The following is a 14,706-nucleotide window of genomic DNA, read 5'->3' as shown; positions in this document are numbered from 1 at the left end:
ACGATTTCCCGTCCCGAACAGGTCTAGAACTCGAGGTTGTGCGCCAGCTCCCAGGGCGTGACCTGCGCCTGGTAGGACTTCCATTCCTGCCACTTGTTGCGCAGGAAGTACTCGAAGACATGCTCCCCGAGAGCATCGGCCACGAGCTCGGACTTCTCCATCTCACGCAACGCGAGGTCCAGGTCGGTGGGCAGGTCCTTGTACCCCATCGCCATGCGCTCCCGGCGCGTCATACCGGCGACGTCCTCCTCCACCGGCGGGTGCAGCTCATAACCGTCGCGGATCCCCTTGAGCCCCGCGGCGAGCAGCACCGCGTAGGTCAGGTAGGGGTTCGACCCGGAGTCCGGGGTCCGTATCTCCACCCGACGCGACGACGGCTTGTGCACCGTGTACATCGGAACACGGATCATCGCCGACCGGTTCGAGGCACCCCACGTCGCCGCCGTCGGTGCTTCTGCCCCACTGGTCAGGCGCTTGTAGGAGTTCACCCACTGGTTGGTCACCGCCGAGATCTCCGGGGCGTGCTCCAGGATCCCCGCGATGAACGACTTGGCCGTCGCCGACAGGTAGAACTGGTCGTCCGGGTCGTGGAAGGCGTTGTTCTCGCCCTCGAACAACGACATGTGGGTGTGCATCGCCGACCCGGGGTACTTGTCGAAGGGCTTCGGCATGAACGTGGCCCGCACGTTGTTGCGGGTGGCGACCTGCTTGATCATGTACCGGAAGCTCATCACGTTGTCCGCCATCGACAGGGCGTCGGCGAACCTCAGGTCGATCTCCTGCTGGCCCGGGCCTGCCTCATGGTGGGAGAACTCCACGGAGATACCCATCGACTCCAGCGCCGAGATCGCGTCCTGACGGAACAACGGTGCGGCGTCGGTGACCGCCTGGTCGAAGTACCCGCCGGTGTCCGCCGGTACCGGACGGCCGTCCGGACCGTCGCCGTTCTTGAGCAGGAAGAACTCGATCTCGGGGTGGACGTAGCAGGAGAACCCCTCGTCGGCGGCCCGGTTGAGCTGCCGCCGCAGCACCTGGCGCGGGTCGGCCCAGCTCGGCTCACCGTCGGGCATGGCGATGTCACAGAACATCCGGGCGGTGAGCACCTGGTTGTCACCACCGGCGGTGTCCAGCGGCAGGATCTGGAAGGTGGACGGGTCCGGCTTGGCGATCGTGTCCGACTCCACCACCCGCGAGAAGCCCTCGATGGAGGAACCGTCGAAACCGATGCCTTCGGCGAAGGCGCCCTCCAGCTCCGCAGGGGCGACGGCGACCGACTTCAGGTAGCCCTGGACGTCCGTGAACCACAGACGGACGAAGCGGATGTCCCGCTCCTCGAGGGTGCGGAGGACGTATTCCTGTTGGCGACTCATGGGCACCATCGTAACTCCCGCCCCGACCGGCAGCCCCTTTTTCCGGGCCCGGTGGACCGGTTGTTACACATCGTTAACACCTGGACGTCTGACGTGGCACAATGTCGTGACATGGCTGACAAGACTGAGAGCACCGGATACCTCGCCCCCACGCGCCAGGTTCGCATCGGCGACCTGCGAAAGCGCAAGGGGACCGACCAGAAGTGGGCGATGCTCACCGCCTACGACTACTCCACGGCACGCGCGTTCTCCGCGGCCGGTGTCGAGTGCCTCCTGGTCGGCGATTCCGCCGCGAACGTGGTCTTCGGCTACCCCCAGACCCAGCAGATCAGCCTGGACGAGATGATCTACATCGCCGCCGCCGTCGTCCGCGGTGCCGGCAACGCACTGGTGATCGCCGACCTCCCCTTCGGCACCTATGAAGCCTCCGACGAGCAGGCCGTGCGGTCTGCCGCGGAGATGATGCGCCGCTCCGGCGCCGCGATGGTCAAGATCGAGGGCGGTGTGCGTATGGCACCGCGGATCCGGGCCCTGGTGGCCGCCGGCATCCCCGTGTGCGCGCACATCGGTTTCACCCCGCAGTCGGTCAACGCCCTGTCGGGGTTCAAGGTCCAGGGCCGTGGTGAAGGGGCCGAGCAGCTACTCGCCGACACCCGGGCGGTGGCGGACGCCGGTGCGGACTTCGTGGTCCTGGAGATGGTCCCGGCCGATGTCGCGGCGCAGGCCACCGAGGCCGTCGACATCCCCACGGTCGGTATCGGCGCCGGCCCGCACACCGACGCACAGGTGCTGGTCTGGCACGACATCGCCGCCCTGCCGGCCGACGGGCACCGCCCGAAGTTCGCCAAGCAGTGGGCCCAGGTCGGGGCCGATCTCACCGCCGCCGCGGCGTCCTACAAGCGTGAAGTCGCCGAAGGGAACTTCCCCGCGGAGGAGCACTGCTTCTAGGCTGCCAGGCGGTCAGACTGTCAGGCGGTCAGTCCTCGTCCCACTCCTCGGCGGCCTTCGTCCGTTCCCTGGCGATCTCCAGGGCGTGTGCCGCCTCCTCACGGGACGCGTACGGGCCCATCCGGTTGTCCCATCCAGAGGTCTTCCCCTGGGTGACCTCTCCGCTTGCGGTGTCGAAGTACCACTCTTGTTCGCTCATGGCTCCCGAGTATAGTACCGCCGGGGCCTAAAGGCCGGACCTCCGGACCGCGGGGGTACAGGGGTGCCGAGAGGGCCTGTGAGCCGGATTCTGTTCCGCGCCGCGGGTGTGCACGGCACGACCCCGCACGCGATGGCGATCATCCATCTGGGTCAGCCGTCGCCGACTGCCTCAAGCGGTCTACCTGCCCCTTGGCCGGCGAGCAACCGACGGGGCACGGCCGCACCGTGGTCCTCGCGAGGAGGAACGGTCGCGGCCACTTGACCTTGCTCCCGGTGGGGTTTACCAAGCTGCGCCGGTCACCCGGCACACTGGTGCGCTCTTACCGCACCGTTTCACCCTTACCCCGGTGCCCCGGACGAATCCGGGCCACCGGGGCGGTCTGTTTTCTGTGGCACTAGCCCGCGGGTCACCCCGGGTTGCCGTTAACAACCACCGTGCTCTGTGGAGTCCGGACTTTCCTCGACGCCGGGCGGACGCCGGCACAGGTGCAGACGTGGTCCCCGGCACCGCGATCACCCGGCCCTCTCGACGGCTCCAACTCTAGCACCTGTCCATGCCGTCGGGCGGGACCGGGACCGTCACCTCAGGTAGTGGGTGTCGTTGACCTCACGCACCATCGAATGGCCCGGGTAGAACTCCACGACCGACAGACCGGCCAGGTCCAGGTGCAGGGTGGAGTACATCGCCGAGGGGACCTGCAGCGCCGCGCGCAGGATCGCCTTGATCGGCGACACGTGACTGACCACCAGGACGGTGCCCGCCCCCGCGAGGTCCTCGACCAGGGCACTGCACCGGTCCTCCACCTGGCTCATGCTCTCGCCGCCGAGGGTGGGCACGGTGGTGTCACCGACCCAGGCCGCATGCTCCTCGGGCCACCGGCGGTGCACCTCGTCGAAGGTCAGCCCCTCCCACCGGCCGAAGTCGGTCTCGATGAGGTTCTCGTCGGTGTCGACGTCCAGTCCCAACGACCCCGCGGCCGCCTCCGCGGTCTGCCGGGTCCGGGTCAACGGCGAGCTGATGATCCGTCCGATCCCCTCCCCCGCGTCCTGCCGGGACGCAAGGTAGGCCGCCGCCCGCCGAGCCTGCTCGTGGCCCAGGTCAGTGAGCTCCGGGTCGCTGCGCCCGGAGAACACCCCGGCCGCCGACATCGCGGTCTGCCCGTGTCGCAGCAGCAGGATACGCACCGGGTCGCCCCGGTCACCGATCCACCCCGGGGTGGCCCGACGCTCCGCCACGTCAGCCCTCCGTGCCCGGCAGCAGCATCGTGCCGCACTCCGGGCAGCCCGCCGGTGCGTCGGCCGGTGCCTCCAGGACCTCCGTCAGCGACGCCCGGTCCAGCCCCATGAAACAGGCCCGGCACACCGCGCCCGACAGGACAGCCGCTCCGACGCCGTTCTCCTTCTCCGCCCGCTCGTAACGGCGCAGGACGGGATCCGGGAGGTCGGCGCGCAGAGCCGTCGAATGCTCCTGCAGGGAGTCGCACTGCCCGGACAGTTCACGCTCCCGCGACTCCTGCCGACGCCGTGCGTCGTCGAGGGCGGTGAGCGCCTGCTCCAACGCCCGCGAGGCACCGCTGGCACTGCCGGCACTGTCCGCCGCGGCACGACGGGCGCGCTCCTCCGACTCGATCGCCTGCTCCACCTCCGCCAGACGACGCTCGGCGACGGCCAGGTCGTGGCTGAGGTCACGGCGTCGTTCCACGTCCACGACCGTCTTGAGGCCGGCGATGTCGTCGCGCCGACGGGCCCGGAGCTTCGCCGCGTCCTGCTGCATGCGCTGCAGCCGTCCCTCGTCCTCGGCGACCGCCTGGTCGGCTGCGACGCGGGCGCGCCGTGCCGCAGCGACCTCCTGCTCACGGCGTCGGACCTCCTCGCCCTCGCGGACCTCGGCGAGCTGTGCGTCGACGCTGCGCCACCGGGCGTCGACGTTGACCAGGTCGGTCAGTACGGTACGTACCGGCCGCGTCGGACGATGCGGTGCGGCGAAGAACTCAGACACGGGAAATCCCTCCGGACTGCGGTGACGGGGCGTGGACGGTCCACGGATCGGTGCGTACGTCGATGACCTCCGTGGTGAGACGGGGGTCCGCCGCGGCGATGATCTCGGCGGCCTGCGAGCACCACGGGAACTCGCTGGCCCAGTGGGCCGTGTCGATGACCGCGCACCCGCCGGCACGCAGATGTTCGTCGACCGGGTGGTGACGCAGGTCGGAGGTCACGAAACAGTCGACGTCAAGTCCCTGGACCGTGCCCAGGAAGCTGTCGCCTGACCCGGACGACACCGCCACCCGGCGGATGACCCGGTCGGGGTCGCCGGCGGCCCGCACACCCCACCGGGTCGCGGGCAACCGCTCGGCCACCCGAGCGGTGAACTCGCGCAGGGTCATCGGGGTATCCAGCTCGCCGACCCGTCCGATACCGAAGGCCCGCCCCGGGTCCTGTGCCACCCCGACGGTCTCGGTGACGTCGTAGGCGGGCTCCTCGTAGGGGTGTGCCGACAGCAGGGCGTCCAACACCGCCGCACGACGCCGCCGCGGTGCGACGAACTCCACGCGACGCTCCGCCACGCGTTCCAGGTCCCCCGGGCGTCCGGTGTACGGCGAGGCCGTGGCCCCGGGCCGGAACTGTCCGGTCACCGGGAAGTCGAAGGAGCACTCCGTGTACAGGTCGTCCGCCGTCCCGCCACCGGCGGCGAAGACCGCGGACTTCACCGACTCCGCGTCGGCCTCCGGGACGGTGAACCCCCACCGGTCGAGCTCCGGTGGCCCGGACTCCCCGCGGGCAGCGCGCACCGCCGTCGCCGCCGCCGGCGACGACGGGCCCAGCGGTGCCCCCGGAGTGACCCCGAGCAGCTCCGCCAACCGGTCGTTGACCCCGGGCCGGGCCGCGTCGGCACTGGTGTGCGCCGAGTACAGCGCGATACCCTCCCGGATCAGCCGGTGCACGATCCTGCCCTTCGGATGGTCGGCCGGCACCCCGGTGACCCCACGCATCAGCAGCGGATGGTGCACCAGCAGGACGTCGGCGCCGCGTGCCACCGCCTCCTCCACGACCGCGTCGGTGCAGTCCAGCGCCACCATGACGCGGCGGGCCGGCGCCGTCGGGTCGCCGCACACCAGTCCGCAGGCGTCCCACGACTCCGCCAGTTGCGGCGGGTAGGCCCGCTCGATGACCGCCACGACGTCAGCGACGGTGGCGTCGGGACCTGCCGCTGTACTCGCCTGTTCACGTGCTCGTGTACTCACACCGCCCACGATACGTGCCCGAGGGGCGCTGTCACGGCGGGGACACGGCGGGGGACACGTCGAAACGTAATCCACCCCGGTCGTAGCCTGCGGCGCCCGGTTCTGGCACCCTGGGAACCGTGACGGACGCACATGAGCAAGCAGCTAACGGCAGCAGGACTCTCCTTGTCGACGTCGACGGCACTCTCGTCGACTCCTACCCCGGCATTCGGTCGAGTTTCCTTCGTGCACTCGAGGACAACGACGTGCCGGTCCCCGGGGAGGACCTGCTCCGCCTGATCGCCGGTCCGCCGATGGTCGACACCCTGCGTGGCCTGGGCCTGGACGGCGAGACGCTCGAGGCGACCGTGGCCAGCTACCGCGAACACTACGACGGTGGCGGCTGGCTGGAGGCGGCCCCGTTCCCCGGGGTCGAGGACCTGCTGCGCTCATGGAAGGACCGGGGGTACGTCCTCGCCACCGCGACGTCGAAGTCGCTGAGCTCGGCGACCCGGCTGCTCAAGCACTTCGACCTCTACGACTACTTCGACGTCATCGCCACCGCCTCCGACGACGGCACCCGCCGGGCGAAGGACGCGGTGGTCGCCTATGCGCTGGAACAGCTCGGCGCCCCGGGCGGGCCGGTGACCCCCGCCGCGGACGGGGGTCCGTCGCACCGCGACAACCTGCTGATGATCGGCGACCGGATCCACGACGTCGACGGTGCACGCGCCTACGGTATCCGCACGGCGCTCGTCGACTGGGGCTACGGCATCCGGGACGAGCACAAGAAGGCCGACTATTCGGTGGCCGACGCCGCCGAGCTCGGCCGGCTGGTGGAGGACTGGTCCGATGAACGTCCCCACATCTGTGTGGTGTGCACCGGGAACATCTGCCGTTCCCCGATGGGTGAGATCATGCTGCGGCAGGCTCTGGTGGACGCCGGCATCGACGAGGACGTCCGCCTGAACTCCTGCGGCACCGACGGCTGGCATGTCGGGGAGGCCGCCGACCCGCGGGCGGTGTCACGCCTGCGTCGGGACGGGTTCAACGGGTCCGGACACCGGGCCGCCCAGTTCGGCCCCGAGCACCGGGACGCCGACCTCTTCCTGGTCATGACCGCGGCCCACCTCAAGGCGCTGGTCAAGCAAGGCGTCGCAGAGGACCGGATCGCCCTGTTCCGCAGCTTCGGCCCGGCCGGCGACAAGGAGGTCGAGGACCCCTACTACGGCGACAAGGACGGCTTCGCCGAGGTCTCGCGGCAGCTCGCCGAAGCGATCCCCGGGGTGGTCGACTGGGCGCAGAGCCGGGTGGCCGAGCGGCGCTGACACGCACTGAGACGCGCTGACACCCGGGGGACGGTGTCAGCGCAGATCGAACTCCGTGGAGTCCAGGGTGCCGTGCCGGGAGCACGTCGCCGTCCACCCGTGCGGGGTGACCTGGGCGACGGTGCGCCGTCCACAGTCCGCACAGTACCGCGGGACGTCGAGACCAGCCTTCTGCGCCGGCGAATACACGACGGTCTCGCCACGCCCGAGGTCGGCACCGGTGTACGGGTCGAAGGGGCCGGTACCGCGGTCAGACACTGCGGCTCAGCACCTTGATCGGCAGGTTCAGCCGTCCGACCGTGTCCAGGTCGTCCTCGGCGGGACGTCCGAGGGTGGTCAGGTAGTTACCCACGATCACACCGTTGATACCGCCGGTCAGCCCCTGCTCCAGGCCAAAGTCGCCGAGGGTGAGCTCCCGGCCACCGGCGAAGCGCAGCGTGGTGGCCGGCATCGCCAGGCGGAACATGCCGACCGCCCGCAGGGCGTCCTTCCCGTCCATCACCGGCATGTCGGCGAACGGGGTCCCGGGACGGGGGTCCAGGAAGTTCAGCGGAACCTCGTGGGGGTCGAGCTCCGCCAGCTGGACGGCAAACTCGGCGCGCTGCTCCACCGACTCCCCCATCCCGATGATCCCACCGCAGCAGACCTCGATACCGGCGTCCTTGACGAGCATCATCGTCTCCCGACGTTCCTCCCACGTGTGGGTCGTCACGACCTCCGGGAAGTAGCTACGGGCGGTCTCGAGATTGTGGTTGTAGCGGTGCACGCCCACGGCCTTGAGACGGTCGACCTGCTCCGGGGTGAGGATACCCACCGAGACAGCGACGTCGATCCCCTCGACATTGGCGTAGATCTCCTCGACCGCCTGCTCGAGCTGGTTCATGAGGTTCTCGTCCGGCCCCTTGACCGCGGCGACGATGCAGAATTCGGTGGCGCCGGTCTTGGCGGTCTGGCGTGCCTGTTCGATGAGCTGCGCGATGTCGAGCTTCGTGGAGCGCACCGGGGACTCGAAGAGCCCCGACTGTGAGCAGAAGTGGCAGTCCTCCGGACAGCCCCCGGTCTTCAGGCTGACGATGCCCTCGATCTCGACCTCTTCACCGCACCAGCGCACGCGGACCTCGTGGGCCAGGGCGAGGAGGTCGGGGATGCTGTCGTCAGGGAGGTCGAGGATCCGGGTGAGGTCGTCGTAGTCGAGACCGCGCCCTTCACCGAGGACCTGGGCACGTGCCTTCGCAAGAATGTTGTCCATGGACACACCCTAACTTGAACACCGTACAAGTTCCACCATAAAACTAGAACCGGTCTAAATCCGGACTAGAACCGATCCTGGTCCCGGGCGTTCCGCTTCTCGTGGAAACGGGTCCGGGTCCCGCCGTAACGGTCCTCGAGCTTGCTGGCCCGCGACCGTGTCGCCGGAGCCTCCGGCACATCAGTGGCGTCCGACGCTCCCGGAGCGCCGTGGACCTCCCCCGCCCCCGTCGCCGCGACCTCGTCCCTACGCCGACGGCGCTCCCGCACCTCCGCCCACACGAAGTACGCCAGCCCCAGGGGGACCATCACACCGAAGGCGATCCACTGGAGTCCGTACGACAGGTAGGGACCCGCATCGAGGTTGGGCAACTCCCGGGCCGACAACTCACCACCGGGGTCCGCCACCGGCACCGACGCCTCGTCAAGCTGCACGTAGTCGGCGGCCAGGTCGACATCCACCGCGTCCCCGACCATCGCGGTGTTCATGCTGTAGACCTGAAGCCTGCCGTCCGCGGTCATCGGCGGGTTGTTCGGCGGCGCCTCCGACATCCGGACGAAACCGGTCACCGTCACCGGCGTCGACACCGCCGCGGGGATACTCGGTGCCGCCGTCCCGTCCACCGGGTGCGCCCAACCGCGGTTGACCAGCACCGTCAGCCCGTCGTCGAGACGGAACGGGGTCAGCGCGTGATAGGCCGGCTGCCCGTCGACCGGCCGGTTCCGCAACAGCACCTCGTCGTCCGCGAGGAAGCGACCCTGCAGCTCCACGCGGGTCCACTCGCTCTTCTCCCCGGCACTGGCGCCGTCCCCCGGCAGCACCTCCGCCGCCGGCACCGGGTCTGCCTCCAACCCTGCCCGGAGCCGGTCGTTGAACTCGTGGGTGTCGCGGTTCTTCCCCAGCTGCCACGGCGCCAGGACCGTGAACGCGACGTAGGCGAACAACACCGCCACCACGGCGGTGATGACCCACCCCGGGGTGAGGAACGACCGCCAACCGGTCCGACGTCGCTGAACTTCCCCGGCAGACGGAGAACGACCGGACAAGGAGGCGGACCCACGCTCAGGAACTGACTCAGACACCTTTCCGAGTCTAGTACCGTAGGTACCCCCCGGGACAGTCGACAGAAACTCCTGCCCGCACCTACCGCTGGCCGCCCCGACGCCGAATGCCGAACCAGCCTCCGAGCACGACCACAGCCGTCGGCGTCATTCGACGCGACGTCAGCGACGAGGGTCCACTCATCACCGGCGACAAGGATCTCCCGATTTGCACCGGTCATGTCGGGAACACCGCCATGACCGGCGAGGGACACCCCGGTATCCGCCACACCTGCGGAGACACTCCCAGCAACCTGACTGTGCAGGCAAAAGAGGCCGGAACGGAGCAGTGTCTAGCGTTCAGAACGCCGTCAGAATCTCCCCACCGCCGGGCCGGATGACCACCGTGTGCTCGGAGTGTGCTGCACGTGACCCATCAACGGTAACAACAGTCCACCCGTCGTCGCCGACATCCACCCGGCTCGTGCCAGCGAACCACGGTTCGATGGCGAACGTCATCCCCTCCTCCAGCTTCAAGCCACGGTGCGCCTTACCCACGTTCGGAATAACCAGGTCACCGTGCATGTGCCGTCCAATATCATGGCCACCGTAGTCGGCGTTCGGACGGATGTCGTAGTCCTTCGCGACCGTAGCGATGGCGTGAGAGATGTCGCCGAGACGGTTTCCGACCTTCGCGGCGGCGATACCGGCATCCAAGGCAACCCGGGTCGCCTCAATCAGCCGTACATCCTCCTCACGGGGCACGCCGGCAATGACGGAGACAGCACTGTAGCCGCACCAACCATCGAGGCTGAGAGCAAGGTCAATACTCAGGAGATCCCCGTCTACGAGAACAGTGGAGTGTGGCAGTCCGTGGAGGGCACCGTCATTGAGCGAGAGGCAGACTGTGTTGCGAAATGGGCCGTTTCCAAAGTCAGGGTCATAGTCCCAGTAACAGGACTCCGCACCGGCATCCCTGATCAACTCACGGCAACGGTACTCCAGATCCATGAGGTTGACGCCAGGCGCCACCATGCCACTGAGGTCATTGAGGATCGTGGCGACCATGCGCCCGGCTTCCCGCATTTTCGCGATCTCTGCCGCAGTCTTGATTTCCACCATGAACGGTACAATAATACCGGCAGACGAAAAGGAGCAACCGTGGTCAGAAGTCCACTCACCGCATCAGAGATCGAAGCAGGACAACGCATCGGCCAAATCCTGCGGGATGCCCGGCACCGCGCCGACCGGACACTCACCGGGGTTGCAGGCGAAGCCGGCATCTCTGCTGAGACACTTCGCAAGATCGAGACCGGGAGACTACCCTCTCCCGCCTTCGGCACCGTGGTGCGCCTCTGCCGAACTCTTGACCTGGATATCCGCTCCATGGCTAACGTCTGGCAGCACTGCACGTCCGGAGTAGCGCCGGTGGTGTAGTCCGCCGCCCACCGGGGTCAGAGCGGCGCGACGCGTAGTTCTCGGTCGACTTACCGCGACCGACTACGGCGTGATCACGGAGGTCGTCTCCCGCAGGGACCAGGGACCCAACATCATCTCGTTGCCTGGTCAGTAGTGGTGCGCACTGACGGGTTCGAACCGCCGACCTGCTGGGTGTAAACCAGCTGCTCTTCCAGCTGAGCTAAATGCGCGTCATCCCCATGCAGTCGGCGTGCAGCCGCGCGACGGGAACCCCTAGAACTCTAGCGCTTCGTTCCGCCGGGTACCAGACAGGCCCCCTGCCAGCTGCCGAGCCGCGTCGACGTCGTCTGCACCAGGCCTGCGACCTGCGCGGATTCAGCGATCTCACCGGGGTCGACGGTCCCGGGGGTACCCGCTGCCGGGGTCAGCAGCCAGATACGTCCGGCGTCGCCGAGGTTCCTGGTCGCGTCGACGAGCCCGTCGACAAGGTCACCGTCGTCGTGGCGCCACCACAGGAGGACGACGTCGACCATCTCGTCGGTCTCTTCGTCCAGAAGAGCGTCACCGATGACCTCTTCGAGACCTTCGCTGATCGAGCTGTCGGCGTCTTCGTCCCAACCGAGCTCCTGCACGATCTGGCCGTTGGTCACATCCAACATCTCTGCCCAGTCCTGTCCTTCGTGCACTGCTGCGCCGGAGGCGTCTCCCACTTGCGGTTCCCTGACCTTTCCTCTGATATGTCTGGTGCCATTACTTGTTACGCCCTCTGTGAGGGGGCGTCGCGTAGAACTTCCGAGTGGCATATTTCACCATTCGTCCGGGGCCCCGGACCGGCAGTTGGCGCGTCGTACGCGACACCTGCAGTTCAAGGCACCGATCTCCCTGCATAGTAGGGGAAGTCTCTGGTCATGGCTAGACGGCGAGCCCACTTCATCGACATCGCACTGGAATTCCCCACCGACATCTTACGTAGTATCGGACAGTGACAGACCGTCGACAGGCGCCGCAGCCGTAATCCTGGGCTGCGGGGCACGTCTATTCCCGTACCCAGGAGGATCGTCATGACCACTGCGTCCAGCAGGGCACCCAAGTCCGACCCGTCGGACAGCAATTTCAGCAGCATCCGCGACGGCGTCGCGTCGTATCTCCGCGACTCCGACCCCGAGGAGACCAGGGAGTGGATGGATTCCCTTGACGGCCTCCTCGGCAACGCAGGCCCCGACCGGGCCCGGTACCTGATGCTGCGCCTGCTGGAACGTGCGTCCGCCAAGCGTGTCCCGATGCCGCCGCTGCTCTCGACCGACTACGTCAACACCATCCCCACCACCATGGAGCCGGAGTTCCCCGGTGACGAGGACATGGAGAAGCGCTACCGTCGCTGGATCCGGTGGAATGCCGCGGTGATGGTCCACCGTGCCCAGCGTCCCGGGATCGGCGTCGGCGGACACATCTCGTCCTACGCCTCGGCCGCCGCACTCTACGAAGTCGGTTTCAACCACTTCTTCCGTGGCAAGGACCACCCCGGTGGCGGCGACCACGTCTTCTTCCAGGGACACGCCTCCCCCGGCGTCTACGCCCGCGCCTTCCTCGAGGGACGGCTCTCCGAGGAGGAGATGGACGCCTTCCGCCAGGAGAAGAGCAAGCCCGGCAAGGGCATGCCCAGCTACCCGCACCCGCACGGCATGCCCGAGTTCTGGGAGTTCCCGACCGTCTCGATGGGCCTCGGCCCGATGAACGCGATCTACCAGGCGCGCTTCGACCGCTACCTGCACGACCGTGGCATCAAGGACACCTCCGACCAGCACACCTGGGCGTTCCTCGGCGACGGCGAGATGGACGAGCCGGAGTCCCGCGGTCTCATCCAGCAGGCCGCGCTCTACAACCTGGACAACCTGACCTTCGTGGTCAACTGCAACCTGCAGCGTCTCGACGGCCCGGTCCGCGGCAACACCAAGATCATCCAGGAACTGGAGAGCTTCTTCCGCGGCGCAGGCTGGAACGTCATCAAGGTCGTGTGGGCCCGCGAGTGGGACGACCTGCTGGCCAAGGACAAGGACGGCGACCTGGTCGACGTCATGAACACCACCCCGGACGGCGACTACCAGACCTTCAAGGCCAAGGACGGCGCGTACGTCCGCAAGTACTTCTTCGAGAAGAACCCGGAGACCGCCAAGCTCGTCGAGGACATGACCGACGAGGAGATCTTCGCCCTGCGTCGCGGCGGTCACGACTACCGCAAGATCTACGCGGCCTACAAGCGTGCCCTGGAGACCAAGGACCAGCCGACCGTCATCCTCGCCCACACCATCAAGGGATACGGCCTGGGCCACAACTTCGAGGGACGCAACGCCACCCACCAGATGAAGAAGCTGGCGCTGGAGGACCTCAAGCAGTTCCGCGACAAGCAGGAGATCCCGATCTCCGACGAGGAACTGGAGAAGGACCCCTACCTTCCCCCGTACTTCAACCCCGGTCCCGATTCGCCCGAGGTGCGGTACATGCTCGAGCGCCGCAAGGAGCTCGGCGGCGCCGTGCCCGAGCGCCGCAACTCGTACACCCCGTTGCAGGTGCCCGAGGTCAAGGACGTCGCCAAGAGCGTGCTGAAGGGGTCCGGCAACCAGGAGGTCGCCACCACCATGGCGCTGGTGCGCGCGCTCAAGGACCTGATGCGCGACCCGGAGATCAAGAAGCGTCTCGTCCCGATCATCCCGGACGAGGCCCGGACCTTCGGTATGGACGCCTGGTTCCCCACCCTGAAGATCTACAACAACCACGGCCAGAACTACACCCCGGTCGACGCCGACCTGATGCTGTCCTATAAGGAGGCCACCAGCGGCCAGATCCTCCACGAAGGCATCAACGAGGCCGGTTCCGTCGCGTCCTTCACCGCCGCGGCGACGTCCTACGCCACCCACGGTGAGCCGATGATCCCGCTGTACATCTTCTACGCGATGTTCGGCTTCCAGCGCACCGGCGACGGCATCTGGGCAGCCGCCGACCAGATGGCCCGCGGCTTCCTCATCGGTGCGACCGCCGGCCGCACCACCCTCACCGGCGAGGGGCTGCAGCACATGGACGGCCACTCCCTGCTGCTCGCCGCCACCAACCCGGCGGTCGTCGCCTGGGACCCCGCCTTCGGCTACGAGATCGCCTACATCCTGCGCGACGGTATCCAGCGCATGTACGGTGACGGCTCCGGCGAGGACAACCAGGGTGAGAACGTCATCTACTACCTCACCGCCTACAACGAGCCGGTCCACCAGCCGGCGGCGCCGGCCGACCTGGATGTCGAGGGCCTGCTCAAGGGCATCTACCTCTACTCCCCCGCCGACCGGCTGATCGGCACCGGCGCGAACTCCACCGGTGACGCCGGGCCCGCCCCGGAGACGGAGCTGCAGGCCAACATCCTGGCCTCCGGTGTCGGTGTCACCGAAGCCATCCGCGCCAAGGAGATGCTGCGGGAGAAGTACGACGTCAACGTCTCCCTGTACTCGGTGACGTCGTGGACCGAGCTGGCACGCGAGGGCGCGGCGCTGTCCCGCGACGCCCTGCGGCACCCGAGCGCCGATTCGGCGACGCCCTACGTCACCCAGGTGCTGGAGAAGGCCTCCGGCCCGTTCATCGGCGTGTCCGACTTCGCCACCGACCTGCCGGAGCAGATCCGGGCGTACGTCCCCGGCGACTACTCGACCCTGGGCTGCGACGGCTTCGGTTTCGCCGACACCCGGGCCGCCGCACGCCGGTTCTTCAACTCCGACGCGGAGTCCATCGTCGTGGCGGTGCTGTCCGCACTGGCCCGCGAGGGGAAGTTCAGCTGGGACGACGTCAGTGACGCCGCCGACGAGCTGAACCTCACCGACCCGACGAAGGCGTAGCACCGACGCCGCGGCGACGGTTGGTAATGTGGTCCCCGACAGTTGCGGGACC

Annotated in this window: 14 protein-coding genes, 1 tRNA gene and 1 other RNA gene; 4 read left to right on the top strand and 12 right to left on the bottom strand. The window is 68.0% G+C overall.

Going from position 1 to position 14,706, the window contains the following annotated elements:
- Positions 1-23: 23 nt before the first annotated feature.
- Entirely contained in the window at positions 24-1,370 is a 1,347-nt protein-coding gene (locus MUN33_RS07420) for a glutamine synthetase family protein (protein ID WP_244804261.1), read from the bottom strand.
- Between the two features lie 111 nt (positions 1,371-1,481).
- Between MUN33_RS07420 and panB the strand changes: the two genes are divergently transcribed.
- Positions 1,482-2,318 carry a 3-methyl-2-oxobutanoate hydroxymethyltransferase gene (gene panB / locus MUN33_RS07415; protein WP_244804260.1) on the top strand — a complete coding sequence of 279 codons (837 nt, stop codon included), beginning with the start codon at positions 1,482-1,484 and terminating at the stop codon, positions 2,316-2,318.
- 28 nt (positions 2,319-2,346) lie between these two features.
- Here panB and MUN33_RS07410 read toward each other — a convergent pair whose 3' ends face one another.
- The 5 genes from MUN33_RS07410 to MUN33_RS07390 form a co-directional block, all read right to left on the bottom strand.
- Entirely contained in the window at positions 2,347-2,517 is a 171-nt protein-coding gene (locus tag MUN33_RS07410) for a hypothetical protein (RefSeq protein WP_244804259.1), read from the bottom strand.
- Between the two features lie 63 nt (positions 2,518-2,580).
- Positions 2,581-3,048: RNase P RNA component class A (gene rnpB / locus MUN33_RS07405), an RNA gene on the bottom strand.
- A 50-nt stretch (positions 3,049-3,098) separates the two neighbouring features.
- Positions 3,099-3,755, bottom strand: coding sequence for a histidine phosphatase family protein (locus MUN33_RS07400; RefSeq protein WP_244804258.1), 657 nt, complete (start codon positions 3,753-3,755; stop codon positions 3,099-3,101).
- Between the two features lies 1 nt (position 3,756).
- Positions 3,757-4,518, bottom strand: a complete 762-nt coding sequence (locus MUN33_RS07395; RefSeq protein WP_244804257.1) for a hypothetical protein — start codon at positions 4,516-4,518, stop codon at positions 3,757-3,759.
- Positions 4,511-5,764 carry a Nif3-like dinuclear metal center hexameric protein gene (locus MUN33_RS07390; protein ID WP_244804256.1) on the bottom strand — a complete coding sequence of 418 codons (1,254 nt, stop codon included), beginning with the start codon at positions 5,762-5,764 and terminating at the stop codon, positions 4,511-4,513. Before MUN33_RS07390 ends, MUN33_RS07395 begins: the two co-directional genes overlap by 8 nt.
- A 119-nt stretch (positions 5,765-5,883) precedes the next feature.
- Between MUN33_RS07390 and MUN33_RS07385 the strand changes: the two genes are divergently transcribed.
- The gene (locus MUN33_RS07385; protein WP_244804255.1) at positions 5,884-7,071 is read left to right on the top strand and encodes an arsenate reductase/protein-tyrosine-phosphatase family protein; all 1,188 of its coding nucleotides are present in this window, start codon (positions 5,884-5,886) and stop codon (positions 7,069-7,071) included.
- 36 nt (positions 7,072-7,107) lie between these two features.
- Here the strand turns inward: MUN33_RS07385 and bsaP are convergent, their stop codons facing one another.
- From bsaP to map, 4 genes are all read right to left on the bottom strand, one after another.
- Positions 7,108-7,329: a biotin synthase auxiliary protein BsaP gene (gene bsaP, locus MUN33_RS07380; RefSeq protein ID WP_244804254.1), complete on the bottom strand. Its 222-nt coding sequence runs from the start codon at positions 7,327-7,329 to the stop codon at positions 7,108-7,110.
- Positions 7,322-8,320 carry a biotin synthase BioB gene (gene bioB, locus MUN33_RS07375; protein ID WP_244804253.1) on the bottom strand — a complete coding sequence of 333 codons (999 nt, stop codon included), beginning with the start codon at positions 8,318-8,320 and terminating at the stop codon, positions 7,322-7,324. The genes bsaP and bioB overlap by 8 nt, the downstream gene beginning before the upstream one ends.
- Positions 8,321-8,385: 65 nt before the next feature.
- A complete protein-coding gene (locus MUN33_RS07370; RefSeq protein WP_244804252.1) occupies positions 8,386-9,402 on the bottom strand; it encodes an SURF1 family cytochrome oxidase biogenesis protein in 1,017 nt (338 codons plus the stop codon).
- 318 nt (positions 9,403-9,720) lie between these two features.
- Positions 9,721-10,482 carry a type I methionyl aminopeptidase gene (gene map, locus MUN33_RS07365; protein WP_244804251.1) on the bottom strand — a complete coding sequence of 254 codons (762 nt, stop codon included), beginning with the start codon at positions 10,480-10,482 and terminating at the stop codon, positions 9,721-9,723.
- Positions 10,483-10,521: 39 nt separating this feature from the next.
- Between map and MUN33_RS07360 the strand changes: the two genes are divergently transcribed.
- On the top strand, positions 10,522-10,797 hold the full coding sequence (locus MUN33_RS07360) for a helix-turn-helix domain-containing protein (RefSeq protein ID WP_244804250.1): 276 nt from the start codon (positions 10,522-10,524) through the stop codon (positions 10,795-10,797).
- A gap of 136 nt (positions 10,798-10,933) precedes the next feature.
- Here MUN33_RS07360 and MUN33_RS07355 read toward each other — a convergent pair.
- Together MUN33_RS07355 and MUN33_RS07350 are read right to left on the bottom strand one after the other, a co-directional pair.
- A tRNA-Val gene (locus MUN33_RS07355) sits at positions 10,934-11,009 on the bottom strand.
- Positions 11,010-11,060: 51 nt separating this feature from the next.
- Positions 11,061-11,489: a DUF3052 domain-containing protein gene (locus MUN33_RS07350; RefSeq protein ID WP_244804249.1), complete on the bottom strand. Its 429-nt coding sequence runs from the start codon at positions 11,487-11,489 to the stop codon at positions 11,061-11,063.
- A gap of 351 nt (positions 11,490-11,840) precedes the next feature.
- On the opposite strand from MUN33_RS07350, the gene aceE reads away from it, so the two are divergent.
- Positions 11,841-14,654, top strand: a complete 2,814-nt coding sequence (gene aceE, locus MUN33_RS07345) for a pyruvate dehydrogenase (acetyl-transferring), homodimeric type (protein ID WP_244804248.1) — start codon at positions 11,841-11,843, stop codon at positions 14,652-14,654.
- Positions 14,655-14,706 lie beyond the last annotated feature (52 nt).

This window comes from Corynebacterium kalidii (assembly GCF_022869005.1).
GTDB lineage: Bacteria > Actinomycetota > Actinomycetes > Mycobacteriales > Mycobacteriaceae > Corynebacterium > Corynebacterium kalidii.
Note: the sequence above shows the minus strand (reverse complement) of the source record. Positions and strands in the feature narration are given on the sequence as shown.